Annotated in this window: 29 protein-coding genes and 1 pseudogene; 19 read left to right on the plus strand and 11 right to left on the minus strand. The window is 69.1% G+C overall.

Annotation, left to right across the window (positions count from 1 at the left end):
* The 3 genes and pseudogenes from OG241_RS30855 to OG241_RS30865 all read left to right on the plus strand — a co-directional run bounded on the left by OG241_RS30855 (window position 1) and on the right by OG241_RS30865 (window position 2,533).
* Entirely contained in the window at window positions 1-1,266 is a 1,266-nt protein-coding gene (locus OG241_RS30855; protein WP_405819835.1) for a hypothetical protein, read from the plus strand.
* Window positions 1,259-1,705, plus strand: a pseudogene (locus OG241_RS30860) (TniQ family protein); the annotation flags it as partial. The gene OG241_RS30855 and the pseudogene OG241_RS30860, both read left to right, overlap by 8 nt.
* A 255-nt stretch (window positions 1,706-1,960) precedes the next feature.
* On the plus strand, window positions 1,961-2,533 hold the full coding sequence (locus OG241_RS30865; protein WP_405826925.1) for a hypothetical protein: 573 nt from the start codon (window positions 1,961-1,963) through the stop codon (window positions 2,531-2,533).
* Between the two features lie 66 nt (window positions 2,534-2,599).
* Here OG241_RS30865 and OG241_RS30870 read toward each other — a convergent pair whose 3' ends face one another.
* Window positions 2,600-3,859 carry a GNAT family N-acetyltransferase gene (locus OG241_RS30870; protein ID WP_405819837.1) on the minus strand — a complete coding sequence of 420 codons (1,260 nt, stop codon included), beginning with the start codon at window positions 3,857-3,859 and terminating at the stop codon, window positions 2,600-2,602.
* Between the two features lie 137 nt (window positions 3,860-3,996).
* Between OG241_RS30870 and OG241_RS30875 the strand changes: the two genes are divergently transcribed.
* From OG241_RS30875 to OG241_RS30905, 7 genes are all read left to right on the plus strand, one after another.
* Window positions 3,997-5,280: a TniQ family protein gene (locus tag OG241_RS30875; RefSeq protein ID WP_405819838.1), complete on the plus strand. Its 1,284-nt coding sequence runs from the start codon at window positions 3,997-3,999 to the stop codon at window positions 5,278-5,280.
* Window positions 5,281-5,311: 31 nt separating this feature from the next.
* Window positions 5,312-5,713 carry a hypothetical protein gene (locus OG241_RS30880; RefSeq protein ID WP_405819840.1) on the plus strand — a complete coding sequence of 134 codons (402 nt, stop codon included), beginning with the start codon at window positions 5,312-5,314 and terminating at the stop codon, window positions 5,711-5,713.
* A complete protein-coding gene (locus tag OG241_RS30885) occupies window positions 5,710-6,303 on the plus strand; it encodes a hypothetical protein (RefSeq protein WP_405819842.1) in 594 nt (197 codons plus the stop codon). Before OG241_RS30880 ends, OG241_RS30885 begins: the two co-directional genes overlap by 4 nt.
* A 34-nt stretch (window positions 6,304-6,337) precedes the next feature.
* Window positions 6,338-6,682, plus strand: a complete 345-nt coding sequence (locus OG241_RS30890) for a hypothetical protein (RefSeq protein WP_405819844.1) — start codon at window positions 6,338-6,340, stop codon at window positions 6,680-6,682.
* Window positions 6,683-6,802: 120 nt separating this feature from the next.
* Window positions 6,803-7,303 carry a helix-turn-helix domain-containing protein gene (locus OG241_RS30895; RefSeq protein ID WP_405819846.1) on the plus strand — a complete coding sequence of 167 codons (501 nt, stop codon included), beginning with the start codon at window positions 6,803-6,805 and terminating at the stop codon, window positions 7,301-7,303.
* Between the two features lie 139 nt (window positions 7,304-7,442).
* On the plus strand, window positions 7,443-8,138 hold the full coding sequence (locus OG241_RS30900; protein WP_405819848.1) for a hypothetical protein: 696 nt from the start codon (window positions 7,443-7,445) through the stop codon (window positions 8,136-8,138).
* Window positions 8,139-8,286: 148 nt separating this feature from the next.
* The gene (locus tag OG241_RS30905; RefSeq protein ID WP_405819850.1) at window positions 8,287-8,625 is read left to right on the plus strand and encodes a DUF2516 family protein; all 339 of its coding nucleotides are present in this window, start codon (window positions 8,287-8,289) and stop codon (window positions 8,623-8,625) included.
* Window positions 8,626-8,703: 78 nt separating this feature from the next.
* Here OG241_RS30905 and OG241_RS30910 read toward each other — a convergent pair whose 3' ends face one another.
* The 3 genes from OG241_RS30910 to OG241_RS30920 all read right to left on the minus strand — a co-directional run bounded on the left by OG241_RS30910 (window position 8,704) and on the right by OG241_RS30920 (window position 12,603).
* Window positions 8,704-10,113, minus strand: a complete 1,410-nt coding sequence (locus OG241_RS30910; RefSeq protein WP_405819852.1) for a PP2C family protein-serine/threonine phosphatase — start codon at window positions 10,111-10,113, stop codon at window positions 8,704-8,706.
* 352 nt (window positions 10,114-10,465) lie between these two features.
* A complete protein-coding gene (locus OG241_RS30915) occupies window positions 10,466-11,563 on the minus strand; it encodes an NlpC/P60 family protein (protein ID WP_405819854.1) in 1,098 nt (365 codons plus the stop codon).
* Window positions 11,564-11,784: 221 nt separating this feature from the next.
* The gene (locus OG241_RS30920) at window positions 11,785-12,603 is read right to left on the minus strand and encodes a class I SAM-dependent methyltransferase (RefSeq protein ID WP_405819856.1); all 819 of its coding nucleotides are present in this window, start codon (window positions 12,601-12,603) and stop codon (window positions 11,785-11,787) included.
* 221 nt (window positions 12,604-12,824) lie between these two features.
* On the opposite strand from OG241_RS30920, the gene mshA reads away from it, so the two are divergent.
* On the plus strand, window positions 12,825-14,129 hold the full coding sequence (gene mshA / locus OG241_RS30925; protein ID WP_405819857.1) for a D-inositol-3-phosphate glycosyltransferase: 1,305 nt from the start codon (window positions 12,825-12,827) through the stop codon (window positions 14,127-14,129).
* Window positions 14,122-14,616: a YbjN domain-containing protein gene (locus OG241_RS30930; protein WP_405819859.1), complete on the plus strand. Its 495-nt coding sequence runs from the start codon at window positions 14,122-14,124 to the stop codon at window positions 14,614-14,616. The genes mshA and OG241_RS30930 overlap by 8 nt, the downstream gene beginning before the upstream one ends.
* Here the strand turns inward: OG241_RS30930 and OG241_RS30935 are convergent.
* On the minus strand, window positions 14,603-15,427 hold the full coding sequence (locus OG241_RS30935) for an AraC family transcriptional regulator (protein WP_405819861.1): 825 nt from the start codon (window positions 15,425-15,427) through the stop codon (window positions 14,603-14,605). The genes OG241_RS30930 and OG241_RS30935 overlap by 14 nt on opposite strands.
* Before the next feature lie 49 nt (window positions 15,428-15,476).
* Between OG241_RS30935 and OG241_RS30940 the strand changes: the two genes are divergently transcribed.
* Window positions 15,477-15,914: a DUF2000 family protein gene (locus OG241_RS30940; RefSeq protein ID WP_405819863.1), complete on the plus strand. Its 438-nt coding sequence runs from the start codon at window positions 15,477-15,479 to the stop codon at window positions 15,912-15,914.
* On the opposite strand, the gene OG241_RS30945 is transcribed toward OG241_RS30940, so the two are convergent.
* On the minus strand, window positions 15,889-17,181 hold the full coding sequence (locus tag OG241_RS30945) for an MDR family MFS transporter (protein ID WP_405819864.1): 1,293 nt from the start codon (window positions 17,179-17,181) through the stop codon (window positions 15,889-15,891). The genes OG241_RS30940 and OG241_RS30945 overlap by 26 nt on opposite strands.
* Window positions 17,182-17,353: 172 nt before the next feature.
* Here OG241_RS30945 and OG241_RS30950 point away from each other — a divergent pair, with 172 nt between their 5' ends.
* From OG241_RS30950 to OG241_RS30965, 4 genes are all read left to right on the plus strand, one after another.
* Window positions 17,354-18,115 carry a phosphoglyceromutase gene (locus OG241_RS30950; protein WP_405819866.1) on the plus strand — a complete coding sequence of 254 codons (762 nt, stop codon included), beginning with the start codon at window positions 17,354-17,356 and terminating at the stop codon, window positions 18,113-18,115.
* A 75-nt stretch (window positions 18,116-18,190) separates the two neighbouring features.
* The gene (locus OG241_RS30955; RefSeq protein WP_405819868.1) at window positions 18,191-18,598 is read left to right on the plus strand and encodes an NUDIX domain-containing protein; all 408 of its coding nucleotides are present in this window, start codon (window positions 18,191-18,193) and stop codon (window positions 18,596-18,598) included.
* Window positions 18,599-18,735: 137 nt separating this feature from the next.
* Complete coding sequence (locus OG241_RS30960; protein WP_405819869.1) at window positions 18,736-19,530, plus strand: hypothetical protein; 795 nt, start codon at window positions 18,736-18,738, stop codon at window positions 19,528-19,530.
* Window positions 19,531-19,975: 445 nt separating this feature from the next.
* Window positions 19,976-20,206, plus strand: a complete 231-nt coding sequence (locus OG241_RS30965) for a hypothetical protein (RefSeq protein ID WP_405819871.1) — start codon at window positions 19,976-19,978, stop codon at window positions 20,204-20,206.
* A 33-nt stretch (window positions 20,207-20,239) separates the two neighbouring features.
* Here the strand turns inward: OG241_RS30965 and OG241_RS30970 are convergent, their stop codons facing one another.
* From OG241_RS30970 to phoU, 4 genes are all read right to left on the minus strand, one after another.
* Window positions 20,240-20,488 carry an SCO4226 family nickel-binding protein gene (locus OG241_RS30970; protein ID WP_405819873.1) on the minus strand — a complete coding sequence of 83 codons (249 nt, stop codon included), beginning with the start codon at window positions 20,486-20,488 and terminating at the stop codon, window positions 20,240-20,242.
* 104 nt (window positions 20,489-20,592) lie between these two features.
* Window positions 20,593-21,729, minus strand: a complete 1,137-nt coding sequence (locus OG241_RS30975; protein WP_405819875.1) for a sugar ABC transporter substrate-binding protein — start codon at window positions 21,727-21,729, stop codon at window positions 20,593-20,595.
* A gap of 360 nt (window positions 21,730-22,089) precedes the next feature.
* Window positions 22,090-22,242, minus strand: coding sequence for a hypothetical protein (locus OG241_RS30980; RefSeq protein ID WP_319097165.1), 153 nt, complete (start codon window positions 22,240-22,242; stop codon window positions 22,090-22,092).
* Between the two features lie 137 nt (window positions 22,243-22,379).
* Window positions 22,380-23,069 (minus strand): phosphate signaling complex protein PhoU, encoded by a 690-nt coding sequence (phoU, locus tag OG241_RS30985; RefSeq protein ID WP_405819877.1) that lies wholly within the window; start codon window positions 23,067-23,069, stop codon window positions 22,380-22,382.
* A 203-nt stretch (window positions 23,070-23,272) separates the two neighbouring features.
* Here phoU and OG241_RS30990 point away from each other — a divergent pair, with 203 nt between their 5' ends.
* Both OG241_RS30990 and OG241_RS30995 read left to right on the plus strand, forming a co-directional pair.
* On the plus strand, window positions 23,273-24,598 hold the full coding sequence (locus OG241_RS30990; protein WP_405819878.1) for a sensor histidine kinase: 1,326 nt from the start codon (window positions 23,273-23,275) through the stop codon (window positions 24,596-24,598).
* Window positions 24,595-25,275 (plus strand): response regulator transcription factor, encoded by a 681-nt coding sequence (locus OG241_RS30995; RefSeq protein WP_006377546.1) that lies wholly within the window; start codon window positions 24,595-24,597, stop codon window positions 25,273-25,275. The genes OG241_RS30990 and OG241_RS30995 overlap by 4 nt, the downstream gene beginning before the upstream one ends.
* A 98-nt stretch (window positions 25,276-25,373) precedes the next feature.
* On the opposite strand, the gene OG241_RS31000 is transcribed toward OG241_RS30995, so the two are convergent.
* Window positions 25,374-26,036, minus strand: a complete 663-nt coding sequence (locus OG241_RS31000; protein ID WP_405819880.1) for a DUF461 domain-containing protein — start codon at window positions 26,034-26,036, stop codon at window positions 25,374-25,376.
* Between the last annotated feature and the right edge of the window lie 201 nt (window positions 26,037-26,237).

Below are 26,237 nucleotides of genomic sequence, written 5' to 3' on the forward strand. Positions count from 1 at the left end.
ATGGCAGACAGCCAGAGCGGACCACCGGACGGTGTCGTCCCGTTCCTCCGGTTCGGCCCCTCGCCGAACCGGGTCACCCACGAGGGATACCAGCAGTGGCGCCAGACGCGAGGAACGTTCATCCCGGCCCCAAGACTCTCGCTGGACCAATACCGGGCCATGAGCCCCCGCAAGCGGGGCCTGCACGACCTGCACCGCACCGCGACCCACGTGAACCTGCGGATGCAGGAGACACCGATGAGCGCGCAGGTCACCGCGCTGATGCGGTCCCGGATCCAGAACAACGCGCTGAAGCAGACGCCCGGCACCCGCGACGGACTGATGATCAACGGTGGCGGCTACCAGGGCAAGACGGAAACGGCCTGCGAGACCGCCGCCGAGTTCGAGGACTTCTGGCGCGACCTGCACCACCAGCTCAACCCGAACGCGATCCCCGGCACCCGGGACCTCTTCTTGCCGGTGGCCTACTGCCAGACACCCGTCAAGGCCACACCGAAGGGACTGTGCGAGGCCATCCTGGACTTCTACGGAGCCCCGCACGCCAAGACCCTGCGCGGGCTCATCCGCAACGTCCGCGACTCCCTGCACGCGCACTGCACGACCGCGCTGCTGATGGACGACATCACGCGTCTGAAGATGCACAGAGAGGACGACCAGGACACCCTCGATCTCATCCGCGACCTGATGAGCTTGAACGTCACCCTCATCCTCATCGGCGTCAACATCCCCAGCTCCGGGCTCCTGCGGGAGGGCCGCCACGATCCCCGCACCGGACAGATGGTCCTGTCACCCACCAAGCGCGGAAAGAGCTACAACGACGAGGCGGCCACCCAGACCGAGCGCCGCTTCGACATGATCAACCTCAACCCGTTCCACTACGACACTCCCCTCGGCATCGCCGCCTGGGTCAACCACCTCGCCGGAGTCGAGGATCAGCTGCGGCTCTTCCAGGCCGCGCCGGGCATGCTCACCGACGGCACGATGCCCGAGTACTTGTTCCGCCGCACCGAAGGCATCGTGGGGCTGCTGAAACGGCTCATCGAGGACGGCTGCACCAAGGCCATGGAGAACACCCAGGAGAACCTGACCATCAGCCTGTTCGACGAGATCCCCATCAACCTCGGCAACATCCCCGGACGGGACGCGGCCTCCGGCGAGATCCCCGTGTTGAGGGGTGAGGAAGAGGCCGTCCCGCCCAAGCGCCGCAAGCGCGGCCGGAACACCGTTTTCGACGACCAGGGCGGCCGCCCGGCAGCCGATGCCTGATATTCCTGGCGTCGGTCTCCGGGCCTTGCCGCGGAGCCTCGATCCGCTGGAGGACGAATCACTTCGCGGCTATCTACTCCGGCTCGCCCACCGGTACGGCGCCGCTCCCTCGGAGGTCGCGGTCTGCACGGGGCTGGTCTCTTCGGCCTTGACCCGCAGCACGGTTCGCATCCCCATGCGGTTTCTGCACGACCTGGACGAGCAGCGGCTCCACGCGTTTGCCCGTACCACTCACCTCACGTTCGACGAGGCCCGGCGGTTGCTGACCGCTCCGCTGGGCAGGCGCTACGGTCCGCTGAACGCACGTCTGTTGGCAGAGACCCGCACCCCCGCGGGGATACTCCAGAACAACAGTTGGATCCTCACGAGGACGACCCGGTACTGCCCCAGATGCCTTTCAGGCGACGGGTCCGCGATCCAGGAGCGTCATGGCGGATCCTGGCGGCGGTCTTGGCGGCTGCCTCCCGTCTTCGCCTGTCTGCGGCACCAGCGCCTGCTTCTGCACGGTTGTCCCCGCTGTGGGCAGGACGTCAATGCCACACGTACGGGGAGTTTGATCGCCCGCGGCTCCGAAGCCGGGCTTCACCCCGCTCAGTGCCGGGCCACCCTCCCCGGCACGCGGACGGTCTGCGGCGCCGGGTTGGCCGGCGACGGGGTGGACCGGGCTCCTCAAGCTCCCGCCACGGTCGCTGCGTTGCTGAGGCTCCAGTACTACTTCGACGGACTGCTGGCACCGGACGGACCGAAGTCGGTGGGCAGCTTCGGCTGGATAATTCCTGCGGCCCAGTACTTCATCGATCTTCGTGCTCTGAGCGGGCTGATCTTCATGACCTGGCCTCGCGCCAGGGAACTGGCTGACACGGAGGCCCTGGCGGTACTCGTTGACCGGGAAGCCGAGCGACGGCACGCCGAGTTCGCAAAGTCCCGGGCCCCGATCGGAAAGCAGCGCCGGGCCTCACACCACTACAGCGATCCATCGGCGGACCCGGTTTCCGGCGGCGCGGTGTTCGGCATCGCCGCCCGGCTGCTGTCGGCCTCCGACGAGACCGCGGCCCACGAGGCGATGGCACCGATCATCGACGGAGCCAAGGACCGAGACTTCTCGGTGGGGTACCAGTTCCGGAGCCTCAACGGGACCTCCCACCCACTCAGAGTGGTTCTCCGTACCGCACGCCAGGACAGGAGCGCGTTCCAGCGCATGGGGCAGCGGATCGAAGAGCAGGGGCTCAGCCGGATCAGTTCTGAACTGATCCGGGACCTCGAATAGGCGCGACTGCCGGGCGGATACTCGAAGTAGGCTCAACGGCCTCACCCGTTGTCACGCATCAACTCGTCAGAAGCCGAAGGAGTTGTGCGGTTCGGGGTCGATCCGGAACAACCGGGCCAAACGCCCGATCGCGCCGTCGGCGTGCGGGGTGATGTGGCCCGCATACGCCAGGTCATGCGCCGACATGCCACCGAAGTAGAGCGAACTGAGCGCCGGGATCGTGATGGTCAGGTCCGCCACCTGGCTGGTGGGAACGCACGTCACCGAGGCACCGTCTGCTCGGAGACGCCATGTCCGGTTGTTCGCTGGGCACATCCGGTCGCCGTCGATGGTGAAACTCAGCTCGCCAGGTATGTCGTACGAGCGCTGCGTCAGGGCGACGGGGACGTCGAGAAGGCGCGCCCACAGGTTGTCCGACTGACGGGTGATGCGCATCGCGCGCGGGTTCGTGAGCATCCACCGCAGGGGTTCGTCGCGCGGACGGCCGGGCGCCACGATGGTCTTGGTGAGATCGAAGTCGATCAGCACACTCCACAGGGCGTGGTAGGCCGTCGGATTCGTCGCCTCAAGGGCCTCCACGACGAGAGTTCCCGCGTTGTCCGCCGTCGAGGACCACGGCAGCCGAAAGTTGGCTATGCCGTCCACATTGCCGCACTGGTCGCGGTGGACGAGATACCGCAGCGGTCCGTTCGTGCCGTCTGCTTTGTCGGACAGCTTGTCCCAGCGTCCGGGGAGGGGGGTGAGCTCACCGACGCGGTATGCGCGAACGCCCGCATGCACCACGGGCCAGGCCTGCTTCGCCTGCGCGGCGCCGACCAGCTCCAGCGACCCGGGATCAGTCTCTGTTGGAAGGAGGGTGGCTTCGTGACGGGCCAGCTCCCACCGGACGCGGTAGGTCGCCGGCGAGAACCCGTACCGCCCGTAGATGCTGCCTTCACTCGCGCTGAGCATCGCCAACGGCTCGCCTCGGTCCAAGGCTGATTCGAACATGGCCTGCATCATCTGCCGCAGGTAACCGCGTCGGCGGTGGGTCGCGATCACCCCGGTGGCAGTGACGCCAGCCATCTTGACCGTACCCCCGCCGGGGAGCGTCACCCCGAAGGAGATTGTGGCCGATGCGCCGACGCATGTGCCGTCGACGAACGTCGCGATCGGGTGGAAGGACTCATCGTTGACGTCAGCCTCTGCCCACTCATCGAGCTGCTCCGCGGTCGCGGGGGTGCGCTGCGGGGGCCACGGCTCGGGACCACCGTGCCACGCAGCGTCCGCTGGCTCCCAGCTCGGCAGCCCGTTCGCGAACGGCAATGCCCGGTAGTACGCGGCCATTTCATCTGGTCGTGGCGGGCGGACCTGAGTCACCATGCCGGACATTGCATCCGCCACCACCACCGACCGGCAACCGAATATCGGCCCATGAGCAACGAGAACTCATCGGTAGATCCGGCTATGGGCACTATGAGGCCATGCGTCCGCTGCCCCGCAGCCTCCACCCACTGCCCGACGAGACACTCACCGGCTACATCCTCCGCCTCGCGCACCGGCTCGGAACATCCCCCGGAGCAATCGCCATCCGCACCGGGTTGACCGGTCACCGCAAGGAGAACGCGCTGTTCCGAATCCCCATTCGGCTTCTGCATGACTTGGACCCCGACGAGATCCAGACTTTCGCCGAGGCCACCCGACTCACTCGGGAAGAAGTCAGGCATCTGCTGACCTCCTCGCTCGCCGAGCGGTACGGGCCACTGAGCGGGAAGTTCACCCCGCGCAGGAGCTCCGCGAGGATGGTCAACGACAACCCATGGTTGCTGACCCGCACCCCTCGTTACTGCCCGCAATGCCTCGTCGGAGACGGAAGCGAGATCCAGCAACTTCACGGCGGGTCCTGGCAACGCCTCTGGCGTCTCTCACCAGTCTTCGCCTGCACCAAGCACCGCCGCCTGCTGCGAATCAGATGCCCCACCTGCCGACAACCCGTCCACACGGTCGAGATGAACAGCATCATCGCCCGCCCCTGGGACGAAGACCTGCACCCCACCCAGTGCCGGACAACCACCGCCCCGCGCACCGTCGGGCGCCTCCAACCCGCCTGTGGTGTCCAACTCGCCGAACCCGACGGCACGCTCCCCGAAGACCTACCCGACGCACAGACACTGGAATACTTGCTCGGCCTCCAGCAGCGACTTCTGGATCTCCTCAGCCCGATCGGCCCTGAGACGACACCGAGCGTCGGCTGGCTGATCCCTGCCGCTGACTACTTCGCCGACCTCAGAGCGTTGCTCGGTCTCGTGTTCCTGTCCTGGCCGGCGGCCCGACCCTTCGCCGTGACACCGGCCCTCGCGGAAGCCCTTGACCAGGATGCTGAGCGGCGTCATGCGCGCGCGGCAGTCCTCCGCGGCAGACCCGGCAAGAAGCACAGTTCCCGGCCCTTCACCGATCCACCACTGGACCCGTTGCTCGTGGGGGCAGTACTCGGGATCGCCGAACGGCTCCTGGACGCCGACGACGAAGAACAGGCTCGCGAACGCATGTTGCCGCTCATCCACCAGGCCAGCGGTATCGATCAGGCCCTCTCGCTCTATCTCCGGCGCAAGGACTGGATCTCTTTCCCGCTTCGGATCGTCATCATGAACCACTTCAATCACATGGCTCCGATGCACGAGATCATCGCTCGCGGTCCCGTCCCATCGGACGGCCAGCGGAAGCCGACCACGAAGGGCTACCGTCGCGCCTCCCGTAGCCACCCTTAACCGAGTCGCACAGTGTGACGCTGGTGCGTCAATGGGAAGCAGACCTGTGGGTTTCGCCGGACGCGCCTTCTTCTCACCGAGAGATCATGTGAACGTGATGCTGTGGATCCGCGCCTACGACGGCGAGAGCGATGTCTGGTCGTACTTCGAGCTCGACGACGAGGAATGGGCGCTGCGGCACGTTGAACTGCAAGGACCTCAGCGCCAGCCCGTGACCGCATCCTCGCTGGCGGAGGTCATCGAGATTCGTGACCGCGGTGACCTCGCAGCCATGGCCGCCTACGAGCGGCAGTACGGCGTCCTCGCGGAAGGCACCCTGCACGGCTGGCAAGAAGCGGACGGCGCAGCCGGTATCACCCGCCAAGAATTCGAGTCGACCTGGGCCGCTGCGCGAGAGACCCTCGGCAAGGATCGCACCGAGGAGACGAGTTGATCACGGAGTACCAGCAGAAGCTGCGCGAGCGCTACCTCGCCGCCCCCGTCCTGCCGACCCCGGAGCCGTGGCAGCCGGTGCTGGACCGCAGAACGCCCATCGGGGGCCTCCTCGGTATCGGATTCGCCGTTCATCCCGACAGCGGCCACGACCTCGTCATGGTCGTGTCCAGCGACGGCCACGGACTCTTCGACGCGGTCACCGGCGAGAAGATCGCCCGCGACAGGGACCCTGACCTCGAAACGAGCACTCCCGACGATCACCCGGACCTCGCCTGCCCCGGGCTCGGCCCGATCGCAGGCGCCCCGGTGCGCATCGCCGGTCTCTTCGGCGGCGGCCTTCACAGCACCACACCGGACGGCTGGACCCTGGACGTCGTCAGCCCCGACTGGCCCCACGATCGCGTCATCCTCTCCGCCGACGGCGGGTCCCACAAAGGCCCGGCGGGAGGGACGTGGTGGCACATCTTCCACTCCGAGTACTCGGAACTCCGCGCAGCCGGGTTCTCTCCCTCCGGCCTGACCCTGGCGGGCGCCACCAGTAGTGACCTCACCCTCTGGACCCGACCTGAGCTCCACTTTGACGACTGAGCGGACAACGGGACCGCACGCGAGAGGACGACAGATGGACCGGGCGGAACTCGCCGAGATGCTGGGCGACCAGACCGCGGCCTGCGAACCCGCTAGATCGGCGCTTCTCGACGGAGGCGACTTCGTCGTATGGGACGGCCGCGTTCCCAGTCAGCAGCTTGCTGGCATCTACGCGGCTCGCCTCCGACGGGCAAGGAAGCGAGGTACTGAGACTCTCGCCTTGCCGTCCACCGTCGACATCCTCACCCAGCTCGAAGCCGCTCAGGTCAGGATCGGCTGCATCTTCTCACCGGACCGGACGTGGGCCTTCATGCTCTTCCTCGCCGACGACGCCAGCGCAGTCCTCGCCTGCACGGGAGTCCGCCAAGCCGAGCGGTGACAGTTGTCCTGCTCAAGTGACAACTATCTTGCTCAGTCACACCTCTGGCCCACAGTGGTGTAGCGCACTATTGCAAGCAGGCGCTTGCAATAGTTAGCAAGGGTGGGGCAAGGTAGAGGCATGGCAACGCTCAACGTCGGCAATCTTGGTGAGTACCTGCGCGATCAGCGGCGCACCGCGCAGCTGTCCCTCAGGCAGCTCGCCGATGCCGCCGGGGTGTCCAATCCGTATCTGAGCCAGATCGAGCGCGGGCTGCGCAAGCCGAGCGCCGAGGTGCTGCAGCAGGTCGCCAAGGCGCTGCGGATCTCCGCCGAGACGCTCTATGTGCGGGCCGGGATCCTGGACGCCGAGCGGGACCGGGAAGAGGTGGAGACGCGTGCCGTCATACTCGCCGATCCCATGCTCAGCGAACGGCAGAAGCAGGTGCTGCTGCAGATCTACGAGTCCTTCCGCAAGGAGAACGGGTTCGAGATCGCCGATCCGGGCAGCGACACAGCCGCTACGGACGTTCCTGTGCCGGACGTTCCGAGCGGTGCTCTCAGAGACACCGGCATAGGTGCCGATATAGGTACCGAGATAGGCACCGGCAGCGACGCCGACCCGCAGCAGACGGCCAGTTGACGTACCGGATGTACCAGACGTGATGGGTGCACCCGACGTTACGGACGCACCCAGCGCCCTGGGCGCGTCCGTCAAGACCGGCCAGCCGTACGCGACAACCCAAAACCCTCAGCCCAAGCAACACGGGAGGACCATCACCATGGCCATCACCGACGACCTGCGCAAGACCTTCAGCGACCCCACGCCGTTCTACTTCGCCGCCGGCACCGCCGACCTCGCTCTCCAGCAGGCCAAGAAGGTGCCCGGTCTGGTCGAGCAGCTGCGTGCCGAGGCGCCGGCCCGGATCGAGGCCGTACGCGGCACCGACCCGAAGGCAGTGCAGGAGAAGGCCGCCGCTCGCGCCAAGGAGGCGCAGGAGAAGGCCACCGTCCGCGCCAAGGAGGCGCAGGAGACCCTCCAGACCAAGGTCGGCGAGTTCATCAGCACGCTCGACGGCGACTTCAAGAAGCTCGGCTCCACCATCGACGCCGACCTGAAGAAGCTCGGCGAGAGCGCCCAGGACCTCGCCCTGCGCGGTGTCGGCGTCGCCGCCGAGTACGCCGTGAAGGCGCGGGAGACGTACGAGAAGGTCGCCGAGCACGGCGAGCAGGCCGTGAAGACCTGGCGTGGCGAGGCCGCCGAGGAGATCGAGGAACTGGCGATCGCCGTCGAGCCGAACGCCGAGCCGGCCGCCGAGGTCAAGGTGGCGACCGACGAGAAGGTGCCCGCCCCGGCAGCGGCCCCCACCCCGGCTCCCGTCGAGGCCAAGGACGCGTCGGCCCCGGCCAGGAAGCCCGCCGCCAAGAAGGCCCCGGCTCGCAAGCCCGCCGCCAGGAAGACGCCGCCCACCAAGTAGGCAGAGCCGAACGGGTGAATCGGTAGGTACAGGGACGGGCCGGGCACTCCATGAGTGCCCGGCCCGTTTGGCGGGTAGCGGGTTTGCGGTTGCGGGTACGGTGACCGCACATACGAACTGACCGAGCTTGGTGGTGGACGTTGTGCTGATGCAGGGGTTCGCGGGGTTCATGTGGCTGTTGAGCGTGGCCCTGATCATTTTCAGCGGCTTCGCGCTGTTCGACGCCGCGGTGCACCGCGAGGACGCCTACCGGGCGGCGGACAAGAAGACCAAGCCGTTCTGGCTGGTCGTCCTCGGGCTCGCCTTCGTGGTGAACCTGATCTTCAACATTCTGTCGTTCCTGCCGATCATCGGCCTGGTCGCGACGATCGTGTACATGGTCGACGTACGACCGGCCCTGCGCGGCCTCCCGGGCGGCGGACGCAGCCGCAGAGGCGGCGGCTCCAGCAGTGACGGTCCGTACGGGCCGTACAACGGCGGTCGCTGAACCGACCCCGCCGTCCCTGTCGCCCCTGTCCTCACCTACCCCCGGGCCTCGGGTTCCTTCCCGCCCTCCCCGGGCGGACTACGCCAGGCGGTCGAGCAGCAGGACCGCCAGGTCGTCCGTCAGCTCCCCGCCGTTCAGCTCGCGCACCTCGCTCACGGCGGCCCGCAGCAGCTTCTCGCCGCGCAGGCCCTGGGCGAGCTGGCGGCGGATCATCGCCACCATGCCGTCCTGGCCGAGCCGTTCCCGGCCCTCGCCGATATGGCCCTCGATCAGGCCGTCCGTGTAGAGCATCAGAGTCCACTCGGCTCCCAGTCGTACCTGCGTACGAGGCCAGCGGGCCCCCGGCAGCAGGCCGAGCGCCGGGCCGTTGTTGTCGTACGGCAGCAACTCCGCCACGGTCTCCGAGCCGGAGGGCACGGAGGGCACGGAGGGCACGGGTGCAGGGCGGATCAGCAGTGGAGCGGGGTGGCCGGCCAGGCACAGGCCCGCGCTGCGGCCGTCCGGCGAGATGTCGACCGTGCAGAGCGTCGCGAAGATCTCGTCGTTCTCGCGTTCGTGCTCAAGGACCTGCTGCAGTGTGCCCAGCAGGGCGTCGCCGCACAGGCCCGCCAGCGTCAGCGCGCGCCACGCTATGCGCAGCTCCACACCGAGCGCCGCCTCGTCCGGGCCGTGCCCGCACACGTCGCCGATCATCACGTGGACCGTGCCGTCGGGCGTCCGGACCGTGTCGTAGAAGTCGCCGCCGAGCAGGGCACGGGAGCGGCCGGGGCGGTAGCGGGCGGCGAAGCGCAGCGAGGATCCGTCGAGGAGCGGGGTGGGGAGCAGGCCGCGTTCCAGGCGGGCGTTCTCCTGGGCCCGCAGCCGGGACTCGGTGAGCCGGCGTTCGGCCCGGTCGGAGCGCTTCCTCTCCACCGCGTAGCGGATCGCGCGGCTCAGCAGCCGTCCGTCCAGCTCGTCGCGGAAGAGATAGTCCTGGGCGCCGACGCGCACCGCCTCCGTACCGCGCTCGGCGTCGCCGGAGGCGGTGAGCGCGAGGACGGCGTGCCGGGGCGCGAGCCGCAGCACGTGCTTGAGCACCGCCAGCTCGTCGTCGTTGCCGTCCTCGGCGTGCGGGGGCGCGGGCAGCGCGAGGTCCAGCAGGATGCAGTGGACGTCGTCGGTGAGCAGCCGCTCGGCCTCGGTGAGGTTACGGGCCGTACGGACGCGGATCGGCTTGCCCGTGGCGTCGAGCAGCTCGGGCACGACGGGCGAGCCGCCGGGGTCGTCCTGGATCAGCAGCAGGGTCAGATGCGTGCCGGGGGAGGCGACGGGGGCGGCTGCGTTGGCCGCCGCGTTCGTCGCCACGCCGGGGCCGGGGGCGGGGGTGCCTGCGGAGGTCTCTCCGGGCATGGCGGGGGTGGCCGGGGCCACTCCGGGTACGGCAGAGGTCGGCGCCTGACCGTTTTCCGCGGCCGGGATCGCTCTCTGCCGCGGTATGGGTGCGGGCATCGTCGTGGGTTCCTTCCCTCCCCCCGAGGGCACGATGGGCGAGGGGTCTCGATCCACCGACCGGGACCATAGCGGTTGACAGGCCCGCAACGGAATGGTTGGCCGGGCCGACGGCGCGTCCCCGGGGTCGGGGCGGTGTCATATGCCGTGCCCCGTAACGCACTTGGCCGTGAGGTTGCCGGCCCAGGAATGACGAATGTCACGTCCGCCGGAGGGTTGGGAGAGGCCGGTGGGTGGGGTGTGGTGCGGTGGGTCACGTGGGGCGGGTCACGCGCGGCGAGAGAGGTTCAACGCGGCGCGAAAGGTGCCGTATGTGGAGAGTTGCCCTATTCGTGTCCCAGTGGTCCCGGGTTCACGCGCCCGGCCGGACCACCCCGAGTATCGGCATGGACCCCGCCCCCGCGATCGTGATCGTCCGCCCGGGCCGCGGGGCGTGCACCATCTTGCCGTCGCCGATGTACATCGCGATGTGGCTCGCGTCGTCGAAGTAGACGATCAGGTCGCCGGGGCGCATGTCCTTGACGTCGACGTGGGGAAGCTGGGCCCACTGCTGCTGCGAGGTGCGCGGGATGGGTACTCCGGCCGCCGCCCAGGCCGCCGAGGTCATGCCCGAGCAGTCGAAGGTGTCGGGGCCCTCAGCGCCCCACTCGTACGCCTTGCCTATCTGGGCCGTCGCGAACTCCACGGCCTTCTTGCCCTGAGCCGTCGCACTGCCGTCGATGTCGTCGAGGATGCCGGAACTGAGCCAGGACGTCTGCGCCTTGGCGGCGGCCTCGCGCTCCAGCTCCGCGAGGCGTTCCTTCTCCTTCTTCTGCAGCTGGGACTCCAACTGCTCGGCCGCCGCGATCTGCTGCTTGATCTGCTTCTGGGCGGCGGCTTTGGCCTTCCGGCTCGTCTCCAGCTTCGCCCACTGGGCCGAGGCGTCCCGCGCGTACAGCTCCAAGTCCTGCTGGGTGCGGGCCATTTCGGCGAGCATGCCCGTGGTCGCCTTCTGGCCCTGCCGGATCCGGTCGACACCCTCCAGCCATGCCTGCGGATCACCGCTGAGCCACAGCCGCGCCTCCGGCGGCAGGCCGCCCGAGCGGTACTGGGCACGTGCCGCGGCGCCCACGCGGTCCTTCAACTCGGCCAGCCGCTTCTGGCCCTTGACGATTTCCCGGGCCAGGTCGACGAGTTCGGCGGACTGCCGTTCGGTCTGCTCCTCGGCCGCGTTGTAGGCGTCCGTGGCGACCGCCGCGTCGTGGTAGAGCCGCTCCAGCTTCTTGTGTACGGCTTCCAGGTCCTTGTTCGGCGGCAGCGTCACGCTCGGCGTCGTGGTCGGTGCGGGCGTCGGGGTCGGCGTCGGTGTCGGGGCGGGGCTCGCGAACGCGGTGCCCGCGCCGCCCAGGACGGTGACCGCGCAGACCAGTCCCACGGCTGTCGCGATCAGACTCCGCTTGCCGACTCCCATTCCCCGTACCCCCGTACCTTTCGCCCACGTGATTAACCGTCAGTAACTTACGGACGCCCGGGGGATCGTGCCATGTCACCGCAAAAAGCAACAGGCCTCCCGCGAGTTGCCTGTCCTTCCCCGTGTCCCCGCATGTGTGACGAACGGCGTACAGAGATCGTTGCCCACGAATCGTGAGCAATTTGAGGTGTCAGGGGAGCAGGGGAAGGGGAGCCGGCGGCTCAGCTTCGAGGCGCCAACGCCTGCCACTCCACGGTCACTTCACCCTGCCGCCACCGCACCGGCCCGTCGGTCACCGGCCAGTCCGCCGTCAGGTCCCGTACCGCCCGGATCCAGCGCTGGCGGGCCCCGTACGAAGCGTAGGGCGCCGCGGCCGCCCAGGCGCGGTCGAAGTCGCGCAGGAAGGCGTGCACCGGTTCGCCGGGGACGTTCCGGTGGATGAGGGCCTTCGGGAGCCGCTCGGCGAGGTCGGAGGGGCGGTTCAGGGAGCCGAGCCGGGTCGCGAAGGTGACCGTGCGCGGCCCCTCGGGCCCGAGGGCGACCCAGACGTGCCGGCGCCCGATCTCGTCGCACGTCCCCTCGACGAGCAGCCCGCCCCCGAAGCCGTCCGTGGCGGGCGCGAGCCGGGCGCACAGCCGCGCCCAGACCGCGGCGACCTCGGCCTCCTCGTACTGCCGGAGCACGTTCGCCGCGCGGATGAGCGCCGGCCGCTCCGGCACCGGGATCTCGAAGCCGCCGTGCCGGAAGGCGAGCCCCTCGCGCTCGTACGGTTTCGCCGCCGCGACCCGCGCCGGTTCGATCTCGACGCCCACCACGCGCGCGCGTGGCGCCACCGTACGCAGCCGGGCCAGCAGCTCGACGGCCGTCCAGGGCGCGGCGCCGTACCCGAGGTCGACTGCGACGGGGGAGGGGGCGCTGCGCAGGGCGGCGCCGTGTGTGGCCGCGATCCAGCGGTCCATCCGGCGCAGCCGGTTGGGATTGGTCGTCCCGCGCGTCACCGTGCCCACGATGCGGGGGAGGGCCGATGTGCGGGGAGCCATGTGTACGAGGGTAAGGGGCCGCGCGCTATCGAACGGTTGAGCGGGAAACGGTAATGATTGGGCAAAGAGGAAATGGGTCGCTTCCCCCGGGCGTTGACCCTTCGGAGCTCTGCGAAGAGCGCGGACGGACGCTGAACAGTGCTGAGGCGTGCTGAAGAGCGCTCCGGAGCGGGTTGAGCAGGTTGAGCGGGTTGAGTCGGGCCGAGAAGGAGGAACGCCACGTGAGCCAGTACATCGGCCGACTGGGACGCCGCCGCAGGCCCCGCCGGGTGGCCATGCTCTCCGTGCACACCTCCCCGCTCCACCAGCCGGGCACGGGCGACGCGGGCGGTATGAACGTCTACATCGTCGAGCTCGCGCAGCGCCTCGCCGCGATCAACATCGAGGTCGAGATCTTCACCCGGGCCACCACGGCCGCTCTCCCCCCGACCGTCGAACTGGCCCCCGGCGTCCTGGTGCGACACGTCGACGCGGGCCCGTACGAAGGCCTCCCCAAGGAGGACCTCCCCGCCCAGCTGTGCGCCTTCACGCACGGTGTCATGCAGGCCTGGGCCGGCCACCGTCCCGGCCACTACGACCTCGTGCACTCGCACTACTGGCTCTCCGGCCACGTCGGCTGGCTCGCCGCCGAACGCTGGGGCGCCCCCCTGGTACACGCCATGCACACCATGGCCAAGGTCAAGAACGCCTCCCTGGCCGCGGGCGACAACCCCGAGCCCGCCGCCCGCGTGATCGGCGAGATGCAGGTCGTGGCCGCCGCCGACCGTCTCATCGCCAACACCGCCGAAGAGGCCGACGAACTCGTCCGCCACTACGACGCCGACCCCGGCAGGGTCGCCGTCGTCCACCCGGGCGTCAATCTCGACCGCTTCTCCCCGGCCGATGGCCGCGCCGCCGCCCGTGCCCGTCTCGGCCTCCCGCAGGACGCCCTGATCCCCCTCTTCGCCGGCCGCATACAGCCCCTCAAGGCCCCCGACGTGCTGCTCCGCGCGGTCGCCGTCCTCCTGGACCAGCGTCCCGAACTGCGCGCCAACATCGTCGTGCCGATAGTCGGCGGCCCCAGCGGCAGCGGCCTGGCCAAGCCGGAGGGCCTGCAGAAGCTCGCCGCCCGCCTGGGCATCGCGGACGTCGTACGGTTCCGCCCGCCCGTCGGCCAGGAACAGCTCGCGGACTGGTTCCGGGCGGCCTCCGTCCTGGTCATGCCGTCGTACAGCGAATCGTTCGGCCTGGTCGCCATAGAGGCCCAGGCGGCGGGCACACCGGTCCTCGCGGCGGCGGTGGGCGGCCTCCCGGTGGCGGTCGACGAAGGCCGTACGGGATTCCTCGTACAGGGCCACGATCCGGCCGCCTACGCGCGCGTGCTGGGCGACTTCGCCGACAACGAGACCCTGACCGCCCGTATGGGCAAAGCGGCGGCCCAGCACGCCCGGCGCTTCGGCTGGGACGCCTCGGCCGCCGCCACCGGGGACGTCTACACGGCCGCGATGCAGGCCCACAGGCGTCGCGTACGCTCGCTGCATGGCTGATTCGGCGTCGATCATCGAGCAGGTCCTCACCGAGGCCGACCTGGAGTGGGAGAGCCCGAACCCCGGCAACTACGTGGTGAAACTCCCCGGCACCCGCAAACTCTCGACGACGGTCTCACTCCTCGTCGGCAAGCACTCCCTCTCCCTGAACGCGTTCGTGATCCGCCACCCCGACGAGAACGAGTCGGGCGTCCACCGCTGGCTCCTGGAGCGCAACCTCAAGCTGTACGGCGTGAGTTACGCGGTCGACCGCCTCGGCGACGTCTACGTGACGGCCAAGCTCCCGCTGTCCGCGATCACCCCGGACGAGATCGACCGCCTCCTCGGCTCGGTCCTGGAGGCGGCCGACGGCAGCTTCAACACCCTGCTGGAGCTGGGTTTCGCGTCGGCGATCTGCAAGGAGTACGCCTGGCGGGTGTCCCGGGGAGAGTCGACCCGCAACCTGGACGCCTTCGCCCACCTCACCCAGCGCCCTACGGCCGACTGACACCGGAGCCGGCCTGGTACCGCCCGAGCCGGTACTGCCCGGGCGGCACGCCCACCAACTTCCTGAAGTGGCGCGTGAGATGGGCCTGGTCGTAGAACCCCGTGGCGGTGGCGACCACCCCGGGAGACTGCCCGTCGAGGAGCAACCGCCGGGCGAGCTCGACGCGCCGGACCGTCAGATACCGATGCGGCGGCATCCCGAAAGCCGCGCTGAACGCCCGTACGAGATGCGCGGGATGGGCGTGCACGAGCCGTGCGGCCTCGTCGAGCGTGATCCCGTCGACGAGCCGCGCGTCGAGCAGTTCCCGCAACCGCCGGGCGAGCGGCGGATCGGCACGCGGCGGACGCGGTACGCCGCCCGACCGCAACCGCGTACGCAGCCGCTCGGCGACGAGCGCCAGCCGGCCGGCGGCCTCGAACTCCTCCCCGGACCGCGCGAGCGCACCGTGCAACTGCCCTACGCGCAGCCGCAGCAGGGGATCCGGCAGATCGGGCCGGTCGACGGCGGCACCGATGAACTCGTCGCCGAGATGGGTGGAGTCGAGATACAGCACCCGCTTGCGGAACCCGCCCGGAGTGGCGGGCGACCCGTTGTGCGGCACATGCGGCGGCAACAGGGTCACGGTGCCGTGCGGGGTGCCCCGCTCGTGCCGGTCGAGGTCGTACCGTACGGCGCCGTCGTCGACGATGAGCAGCGTCCAGGAGTCGTGTACGTGCATCGGGTAGGCGTACTCGACGAAGTGGGCGTGGAACACCTCGAGGACACCCGGGACACGGGGGCGCCAGGCGGAGACTTCCTGCCGGGTGGCCATGCAAAGAACGTACAAGACGGGGTCGTACGACACCCGGCAGTCTCGAAGCATGAACACCGAGCAACCGACCGAAGCCATCCGTTTCGACACGAAGATCGCTGTCCTGCTGCGCGAGGACCTGGAGCCCTGGCAGCGCCTGAATGTGACGGCGTTCCTGGTCAGCGGCCTGGGCACGCAGATCCCCGAGGTGATCGGCGAGCCCTACGAGGACGGGGACGGAGCGCGCTACCTGCCGATGTTCCGCCAGCCGGTCCTGGTCTTCGAGGCCACGAAGGAGACCCTGACCGCCGCCCACGCGCGCGTGCTGTCCCGTGCCCTCCCGCGCGCGGTGTTCACCGGCGACCTCTTCACCACCGGCAACGACCGCGACAACCGGGCGGCGGTACGGGCCGTACGGACGGCGGAGCTGGATCTGGTGGGGCTCGCGGTGTACGGGCCGAAGAACGCGGTGGACAAGGTGATCAAGGGATCACGGATGCACCCGTGACGGCTCCGGCCACCTCCTCCGGCGTCCCCTCCGCCACCTCCTCCGGCGTCCCCTCCACAGTCTGCGCGGCCGGAACCCGTCCCATCAGCGCCCAGTAACCCGCCCCCGCCACGGTCCCGATGACCGCGCACAGCGCCCACAGCCACTCCGCGCCGAAGTGGTCGATGACGAACCCGGACATCAGCGGCGCGACCAGCCCGGCGACCGACCACGACATCGTGTACATGCCCTGGTAGCGACCGCGCCCGTGCACCGGCGACAGCCGGACGACCAGCCCCGTCTGGGTGGGCGCGTTGACGATCTCGGCCAGGGTCCAGACGCACACCGTGAGGACGAAGACGCCGACCGACCCGGCGAAGGCGGTGAGCCCGAACCCGTAGCCGGCGAGGAGGGACGAGAGGACGAGGAGGCGACGGGCGTCCCGGTGCTCGATGAACCGGGTGACCGGGATCTGCAACGCGACGATCAGTACGCCGTTGACGGCGACGACCATTCCGAAGTCCGCCGGGGTGAACCCGGCCTCGCCCATCGCGATCGGCAGCCCGACCGCGCCCTGCTGGAAGATGAGCGCGACGAGGAAGCACAGCCCGACGACGCTCATGAAGCGCCCGTCGCGCAGCACGGTTCCGAGCCCGACGGAGGCCTCCGCGCGCTCCTCCTTCGTAGCGTGCGTCGGCCGTGACTCGGGCAGCTTGAGGAAGATCACGATCGCGCAGGCCAGCGTCATACCGGCCTCGACGAGGAACCCGGCGGTGTAACTGACCTCGGCGATGAAGCCGGCGCCGGCGGAGGAGACGGCGAACCCGAGGTTGAGCGCCCAGTAGTTCAGGGAGAACGCGCGGACGCGGTCCTCGGGGCGCACGATGTCCGCGATCATCGCCTGCACGGCCGGCCGCGAGGCGTTGCTCGCCATCCCCACCAGGAAGGCGACACCGGCGATGGTGACCGGATCGTGCACGAAGCCGAGCAGCGCGACGGAGAGGGCCGTGGACGACTGGGCGATGAGAAGCGTGGGACGCCGTCCGAGACGGTCGGTCATCACACCGCCGCCGATCGACGAGACGACCCCGCCGAGCCCGTGCAGTGAGACGACCAGACCGGCGTACGAGGCGGAGTAGCCGCGGTCGAGGGTCAGGTAGATCGCCATGAACGTGGCGACGAACGCCCCGAGCCGGTTGACGAGGGTGCTGGTCCACAGCCACCAGAACTCGCGGGGCAGCCCGGAGACGGATTCGCGGGCAGCGCGTTTCAGGGTGGCCAGTGACACAGGTATCCCCCACGGACGTAAGCAGCTCGAACGGTGATGACAACTTACGAGCGGGCCGGGAGAGGGAGCCACTGAATTAGCAGATCCCGTCAACCGACGCCCGACCGACGCCCGACCGTCCGGGTACCGGGCGGCCGCGCAACGGATCCGGACGTTCTATTACGCTCAGGGCATGGCCGACGCACCGTACAAGCTGATCCTCCTCCGCCACGGCGAGAGCGAATGGAACGCGAAGAACCTGTTCACCGGCTGGGTGGACGTCAACCTCAACGAGAAGGGCGAGAAGGAGGCGGTCCGCGGCGGTGAGCTGCTCAAGGACGCCGGCCTGCTCCCCGACGTGGTCCACACGTCCCTCCAGAAGCGCGCGATCCGCACGGCCCAGCTGGCCCTGGAGTCCGCGGACCGCCACTGGATCCCCGTCCACCGCAGCTGGCGCCTGAACGAGCGCCACTACGGCGCCCTCCAGGGCAAGGACAAGGCCCAGACGCTCGCCGAGTTCGGCGAGGAGCAGTTCATGCTCTGGCGCCGCTCCTACGACACCCCGCCCCCGCCCCTTGAGGACGGCACGGAGTTCTCCCAGTCGGCGGACCCCCGCTACGCGACGATCCCCCCGGAGCTGCGCCCCCGCACGGAGTGCCTGAAGGACGTCGTCCAGCGCATGCTCCCGTACTGGTACGACGGCATCGTCCCCGACCTCCTGACCGGCCGTACGGTCCTGGTCGCGGCCCACGGCAACAGCCTCCGCGGCCTGGTCAAGCACCTGGACGGCATCTCCGACGAGGCGATCTCCGGCCTGAACATCCCGACGGGCATCCCCCTCGCCTACGAACTGGACGCCGACTTCAAGCCACTGACCCCGGGCGGCACCTACCTCGACCCGGACGCGGCCGCGGCGGCGATCGAGGCGGTCAAGAACCAGGGCAAGAAGAAGTAGCCCGCAGTTGTGAGCAGCCCCCGCCCCCGTGATTCCTTCGCGGGGGCGGGGGCTTTTCGGTTAACGTCGCGAACCATGGTGAACGGCGACGGTGTGCCCGAGAAGGTCGCGTGGGTTCATGTTCGGGGCGGCCGGGTGTTGGTGACGCGTACTCACGGCCGGGATCTCTTCTACTTCCCCGGCGGGCATCGTGAACCGGGCGAGTCCGACGACGAGACCCTGGTGCGGGAGATCGACGAGGAACTGCGGGCGACGATCGACGCCGGTTCCATGGTGCGCTTCGGCACGTTCGAGATCGGCGCGGGCCATCCGGAGCACGGCCCCTTCCGGATGATCTGCTACACCGCCGATCACCACGGCGAGCTGACCCCGGCGCGGGAGATCGCCGAGAAGGCGTGGTTCCGCTACGCGGACCGGGACCGGGTCTCGGCCGTCGACGCGATGGTCTTCGACGCGCTTCACGAGACCGGGCGGCTCTCCTGATCCCGTCCGGCTGCTGCTTCGCTGCTGCCTCGCTTCTGCCCGCGGATCGGCAATCCCGTACAACCCCCCACCCGCCTCAGCAGTCTGACGCGAGTGAAGGCACCACTCCAGTCGTCAATCGTGGGGGAAACCACACCATGCGCAAACGCGCCATTGTCGCCACCGCTACCGCCGCTGCCCTCAGCGCCGCTCTGGCCGTCGCCGCCCTCGCCGCCCCGGCAGCCGGGGCCGACCAGGACGACTCGCCCTCGACTTTCGATCTCTTCGAGGTCAACCACGACTGGCAGGACTCCACCGTTGGCGTCGAGGCCGCGAAGAAGAGACTGATCCCGATCTCCGCGACGATCAGCGACCCGTCCGGCGTCAAGAGCGCGAAGTTCCAGCTGCTGAACTCGAACACGACCGACAAGGTCATCACTGCGGGCGCCCACTGCCACAAGATCACCGAGATCACCTCCTGGTGCGAGGCACTCCTGCTCGCCGACCCGAAGGTCAACCTCCACAGCAACGCCCTCGCCGGCCTGTGGTACCTGGACGTCATTGCCGTCGACGGCGAGGACAACGTCACCCGCTCGGAGGGCCTCCAGACCGCGAGTTTCGGCATGATCAAGCGTCAGACCTACATGTCCCAGACCGACGCCACCCCGGAGCCGGTGACGAAGGGCAAGAACCTCACGGTCAAGGCCCAGCTGACCGGCGCCAGCTGGGCGACGAACACGAACGTGCCCCTCGTCGGGCACCAGATGGAGCTCCAGTACCGCAAGGGCACGAGCGGCGCCTTCGTCACCCTGAAGAAGATCAAGACCGACCGCAACGGCTGGGTCACGACCACCGTGAAGGCGACGGCGGACGGCGCGTACCGCTACGTCTTCACGGGCACGCGCCTCACCCAGCCCGCGGCCAGCTTCACCGACTACGTCGACGTGAAGTGAGCCCGGACAACCGCTGAAGTGACCGTCCCCTGCCCGCCACCCCGACGGGCAGGGGACTTCCCTACGGCGACGGCGCGAGACGGGGGCGACGCCCGCTTCGAATGCCCCTCTCCTGGGCATAACCGATGCCTGAACCCACGCCCGAGCGTGGGCAACTAGGGGGAGAGGCAGCCGACATGGCGTACGCGGGGATATCGCTCTACGGCATCAGCGATCAGCCCACGACGATGTTCGCGCACGTGCTCAGCGCGCAGGGCGTCGCGGTGGTGACCGTCACGAACCGCGTCCAGCGACTGCCCATGCGGCCCGAGCGGGCAGCCGGACCGAGAGGATCACCTGCGAGGCCTGCGCCTCCCGGTTCCAGCTGGTCCTGCACAGCACCGCCGTCACCAGAGCCAAGCGCGTCCGCTACCTGGTCTTCGGCCTCCTGGGCGTTCCCCTGGGGGTGTTCCTGATCTGGCTCACCTTCAGCTCCGGTGTCACCTCGTGCAACCCCGAACAGGACAACACGATCGCGGCCTGGGCGATGCCCGCCTTCTTCGGAGGCCTGGCCCTCGCCATCACCGCACTGGCGGCGATCATCATGAGCCGCAAGTACGACGGCGTCGGCAAACTCCGCCGCCTCACCGAGGACGGCACCACGTCCAGGCAGACCCACGGGCACAAACTGATGTGAGCCCGGGGCTCCCTGGGGCTCCCCGGGGGACCCTCACACCGCCAGCGGCACCGCGTGGATCTCGTCGGCCTTGTGGCCCGCGCGTTCGTGGATGCGCTGGACCGCCTCCGCCGAGGGAGCCTCCGAGAGGCAGTAGACCGTGCCGGACTCGGGGTCCGCCCAGGCCTTCTCGAAGTGGACTTTCTCGTCCTTCTCGATGTCCAGGTCGGCCTGGTGAGCCTGGCGCAGCTGCTCGGCGGTGATGCCTTCCATGCCGTGGTGGACGTCCATGAACTGGGGCATGGCGTCACACCTCCCATCCCTCTGTCCGATCCGGCCGCACTCCTGCTCCGTACGGCCTGCTGCTCTCCATCTTCAGCCCGTACGGCCGCCCCGGCGAGTGCTGCCTACTTCAGCCCGATCTCCGCGCAGGCCGCCGCGTACTCCGGGGTGCAGATGTCCTGCACGGTGTAGACGCCGTCCTGGATCACGGTGTCCTTGATGTTCTCCTGCGTGAGGGCCACCACCGGCACCAGCATCGACGGGATCTTCTTCTCCGTCGGGCTGTCGACGCTGTCGCGGGTCAGCGCGTCGAACTCGATCGAGCGGCCCTGGACCCTGGCGACCGCCATCGACGCGGCGTTGTTGGCCTCCAGGATGAACGACTTGTAGACGCTCATGTACTGCTCGCCCGCGACGATCCGCTGCACCGCCGCGAGGTCCGCGTCCTGCCCGGTCACCGGCGGGATCTTCGAGGCGCCCGCCTCCTTCAGCGCGTCGATGACCGCGCCGGCCATACCGTCGTTCGCCGAGTAGACGGCGGCGATGTTGTTCAGCCCGACGGTCCTGATCGCCGCCTCCATGTTGGCCTTGGCGACCTCGGGCAGCCAGTCCTTGGTGTTGTACGACGCCGAGATCTGGACCTTGCCCTGCAGCTCGTTCATCGCGCCGGTCTTGAACCGCCCCGTGTTCGGGTCCGCGAGCGAGCCGTTGATCATGACGATCTTGCTGGCCGCGGCCTTGGTGCCGAGCGCCTCGATGATCGAGCGGCCCTGCACCTCGCCGACCAGCTCGTTGTCGTGGGAGACGTACGCGTCGATCGGGCCCTCCGCGAGCCGGTCGTACGCGATGACCGGTATGTTCGCGTCGTGCGCCTTCTCGATGGCCGGTGCGATGGCCTTGGCGTCGAGGGCGTCCACCACGAGGACGTCCACCTTCTCGGCGATCATCTCCTCCAACTGCCGGCTCTGCTTGGCCGCGTTCGCCTCGGCGTTGGCGTAGAGAACCTTGCCCTTGCCGCTGGTGATGTTCGTGACCTGCTTCTTGAAGAGCGGGTAGTCGAACTTCTCGAACCGCTTCGTCTTCTTGTCGGGTAGCAGGAGACCCACCGTGATGTCGTCGCCCTTCTTGGGCGCCGCGGAGCCGCTGCTGCCGCCCGAGCCGTCCATGACACCGCAGGCGGCGAGCGAGAAGGCCGAGGCGGCGGCCGCCACCGCGATGGCGGTACGGCGCACGGAGGTCCGACGGGGGGTACGAGCGTTCACGGCAGGTGCCTTCCAGGCGGGGAGCAGCATGACGAACCCAGATACAGATCCCGGATACAGATACGGAAGCCAACGCGTCGGCAGCACGTGACGTCAAGAAGTACTGGTTAACGAGATGGCAACAGGGTGCCTGTTGTGCATGAACCGCGCCTGAGCGTCAACTGGTGTGAAGTGTAAGCCCGTTCACCGGTGATCGAGGTCGACTTCCGCCCCTCTGAACAGGGGTGAACGCCACCTCCGCACACAAACCTCACACAAAAGGACCCCATCTCCCCAACGGAAGACAGGGTCCCTGTGAAACGCCGCTCTACGTACCCGCTCTACGTACCCGCTCTACGTACCCGTTCTACGTGCCCGCCGTCAGCCGCACTGGCAGGGGTTGCCCGACTGGCAGCCGCACCCGCAGCCGGAGCCGCAGCCGCAGGCACCGAACAGGGGCAGGTTCTTGATGTCGGCGGGATGCTGCGTCTCGCGTTCCTGCGTCGGGTCGGGTGTGCTGGGGGTCTCGGCCATCGGGCCCTCCTGGAGAGCTGGTCCTGGAGACTGGTGCCTTCTTCCCATTGCATGCCCGCCACGCAGGGCGCATCAACGGCGCACGGAGGCTCGCCCGCGCCCGAGGGCGTGCGGCCCCCCGGCAACGGCCCGCGGGCTTACGCCCCCTCGGCACCGGTGGGCGGCTGCACGTCCGGCTGCAGATCGTCCGCGTGCTCGCCCGTCACGAGGAACACCACACGCTTGGCGACCGACACCGCGTGGTCCGCGAACCGCTCGTAGTAGCGGCCCAGCAGCGTCACGTCGACCGCCGTCTCGATGCCGTGCTTCCAGCGCTCGTCGATCAGGTGCCGGAAGAGCGTCCGGTGCAGCAGGTCCATCTCGTCGTCGTCCGTCTCCAGCTGCATCGCCAGATCGACGTCCTTGGTGATGATGACCTCGGCCGCCTTCGCCATCAGGCGCTGCGCGAGCTGGCCCATCTCCAGGATCGTGGCGTGCAGGTCGCTCGGGACCGCGCGCTCCGGGAAACGCAGCCGCGCCAGCTTGGCGACATGCTGGGCGAGGTCGCCCGAGCGCTCCAGGTCGGCGCTCATCCGCAGCGACGTGACGACGATCCGCAGGTCGGTGGCCACCGGCTGCTGGCGGGCCAGCAACGCTATGGCGCGGCCCTCCAGGTCGTGCTGGAGCTCGTCGACCTTCGCGTCGGCCTCGATGACGCTTTCGGCCAGTTTCAGGTCGGCGTCCAGTATCGCCGTCGTGGCACGCCCGATCGCCGACCCGACAAGTCGGGCCATCTCGACCAGACTATCGCCGATCGAGTCAAGTTCCTCGTGGTACGCGTCACGCATCAGGTGTCCCTCTCTTGACGTCCGTTCGGGGGCGAACAGCGGACCCCGTGACCCCCACGCTCCCACGTTCGGCCCCGCACGCGACGTTTTCCGCCCCGACAAATGAACCAATACTGGCTCCAAGGTGAACTCTGGGCGACGAGTGTTCGAGGTCGCACGGTCTTGGCTGTGGCCAGGTCGTATCCCGTGCCTAACCTGGGTGCATGGACGTGAACGCGGCGGTCGCCGCAGCGGCAGCGATCGCCGGGGTACTCACCGGTGTCATCGCCATGCTGGCGTTCCGCTGGAGCGAGCGCGACCAGAAACGCCCCACCCGGACCTCCCTGCACACCGACCCGGTACTCCCGCCCGGCGTCGACACGGTGCTGTCCGTGCTGCGCTCCTCGGCCGTCGTACTCGACGAGGCGGACGGCGTCGTGAAGGCCAGCTCGGCGGCGTACGCCCTCGGTCTGGTCCGTGGCGGAAAGCTTTCGGTCGAGCCGATGCTCCACATGGCCCGCGACACCCGGCGCGACGGCGAGATACGGCAGGTCGAGCTGGACCTCCCCAGACGCGGCACCGGACGCGGCGAAGCCCTCGCGGTCTCCGCCCGCGTCGCCCCCCTCGGCTCACGCCTGGTCCTCCTCCTCGTCGAGGACCTCACCGAGGCCCGCCGCATCGAGGCCGTCCGGCGCGACTTCGTCGCCAACGTCAGCCACGAGCTCAAGACCCCCACCGGCGCCCTCTCCCTCCTCTCCGAGGCCGTCATGGGTGCCTCGGACGATCCCGAGGCCGTCGAGCGCTTCGCCGGCCGGATGCAGATCGAGGCGACGCGCCTCACCAGCCTCGTCCAGGAACTCATCGACCTCTCCCGGGTGCAGAACGACGACCCGCTGGAGGACGCCGAGCCCGTCCGCGTCGACGAACTCGTCGCCGAGGCCGTCGACCGCTGCCGCCACCAGGCCGGCACCAAACACATCACCATGGCCGCCGGAGGCACCGCCGACCTGCGCGTCTGGGGCAACCGCGGCCAGCTCGCCGCCGCCCTCGGCAACCTCGTCGAGAACGCCGTGAACTACTCGCCCTCCGCGACCCGCGTCGGCATAGCGGCCCGCCGGGTGAACGCCCCGGGCGGCGACCTGATCGAGGTCGCCGTCACCGACCAGGGCATAGGGATCTCCGACAAGGACAAGGAGCGCATCTTCGAGCGCTTCTACCGCGTCGACCCCGCCCGCTCCCGCGCCACCGGCGGTACGGGGCTCGGCCTGGCGATCGTCAAGCACGTGGCCGCCTCGCACGGCGGAGAGGTCACGGTGTGGAGCTCCGAGGGCCAGGGCTCCACGTTCACCCTGCGCCTGCCGGAGGCGGCCACCGGCCGCCGAACCCGTGCGAACCGGGCGCATCTGTACGACCATGACTCCCACCCCGAGTCACTCCCAGACTCCGACCCCGACACCGGGGACGGACCGTCCGACCCCGGCGAACCGGCCGACCGGACCACCGGTACATCCCCTTACGATCCGCTTCACGCCCCGGAGGTCCATCCGTGACCCGAGTGCTCGTCGTCGAGGATGAGGAATCCTTCTCCGACGCCCTTTCGTACATGCTCCGCAAGGAGGGTTTCGAGGTCGCCATCGCGGCCACCGGGCCCGACGGACTCGACGAGTTCGAGCGCAACGGCGCCGACCTCGTCCTGCTCGACCTGATGCTGCCCGGCCTGCCCGGCACGGAGGTCTGCCGCCAGCTGCGCGTCAAGTCCAACGTCCCGGTGATCATGGTCACCGCCAAGGACAGCGAGATCGACAAGGTCGTCGGCCTGGAGATAGGAGCCGACGACTACGTCACCAAGCCCTTCTCCTCCCGCGAACTGGTCGCCCGTATCCGCGCCGTCCTGCGCCGCCGGGGCGAGCCCGAGGAGGTCACCCCGGCCGCCCTGGAGGCCGGCCCCGTCCGCATGGACGTCGACCGCCACGTGGTCACCGTCTCCGGCGGCAAGGTCGACCTCCCGCTCAAGGAGTTCGACCTGCTGGAGATGCTGCTGCGCAACGCGGGCCGCGTGCTGACTCGTATGCAGCTCATCGACCGGGTCTGGGGCGCCGACTACGTGGGCGACACCAAGACCCTCGACGTCCACGTCAAGCGCCTGCGCGCCAAGATCGAGCCGGACCCGGGCGCCCCCAGATACCTGGTCACGGTCCGCGGCCTCGGATACAAGTTCGAGCCGTAAACCGGCACCGTGTATGTGTGTGTACGTGTGTACGGCGAAGGGCGGGACCTCTCCAGGAGGTCCCGCCCTTCGCCGTACACACGCGTGACCGAAGGCCCCTACTGGGCGGCGGACTCCGAGGTGCTCGGGGAAGCCCCGGCGGCAGGCGACTCGGCCTCCCCGGACGCGTTCGGGGAAGCGGGCGACGCCGGCTCGCCCGAGGTGGAGGCGGACGGGGACGGCGAAGCGGTGTCGGCCGGCGTCGGAGGGGCCGCGGTCGGGCCCCACGACGAGTAGTAGCCCGCCGCCGGTACGACGAACGCGCGCAGGCTCACGTCACCGGTCTTGCTGAACGTGAAGGTGACCTTCTGCGCGTTGCCGTCCTGGACCGCCTCACGGCTGTTCGGTAGCACCGCGGAGGCGTTGTTCTCGCCACCGATGACGAGCGAGCCGTGGGCCGGGATGCTCAGGCTGCCGCCCTCGGCGGGCTTCAGCTCGGCCGTCTTGCCGGTGCCGGGGACGGTGATCGACTCCAGCGTCTGGGCGGTCTTGCCGTTGTTGAACACCGTCGCGGAGACGGCGGCCGGGCCGGTCGACGCCAGCTCCGACGGGGTGATGACGACGACGTTCTGCAGCTTGATGTCGCCGACGGTCATGGCCGCGTTGTCCGGCTTGACCTCCAGCGTCTGGGCGTTGTTTCCGGCTGCGCACCCGGCGAGCGTGGCGACCGAGAACGCGAGGGCGGATGCGGCGAGGGCGCCGCGTCGAAGGCTGCTGCTCACGGCGGCGGCAACTCCTTGGAACGCACGGGCAGCTCCTTATAAAGCCGCCCTAAGTGACTGTCAGCGGCCTTAGGTTACCGAGCCGTTCCCGTGCCACCGCACCCGACCCGCCTCTAGCGGTCACCGGGGACGCCGCCCCGGGAGAAGCCGGATGCCTCCGGAGCCACTTTTGACCCTTCCTGGGGCATGACTGTCCGGCAT

Source organism: Streptomyces sp. NBC_01390, assembly GCF_045040105.1.
Lineage (GTDB): Bacteria > Actinomycetota > Actinomycetes > Streptomycetales > Streptomycetaceae > Streptomyces.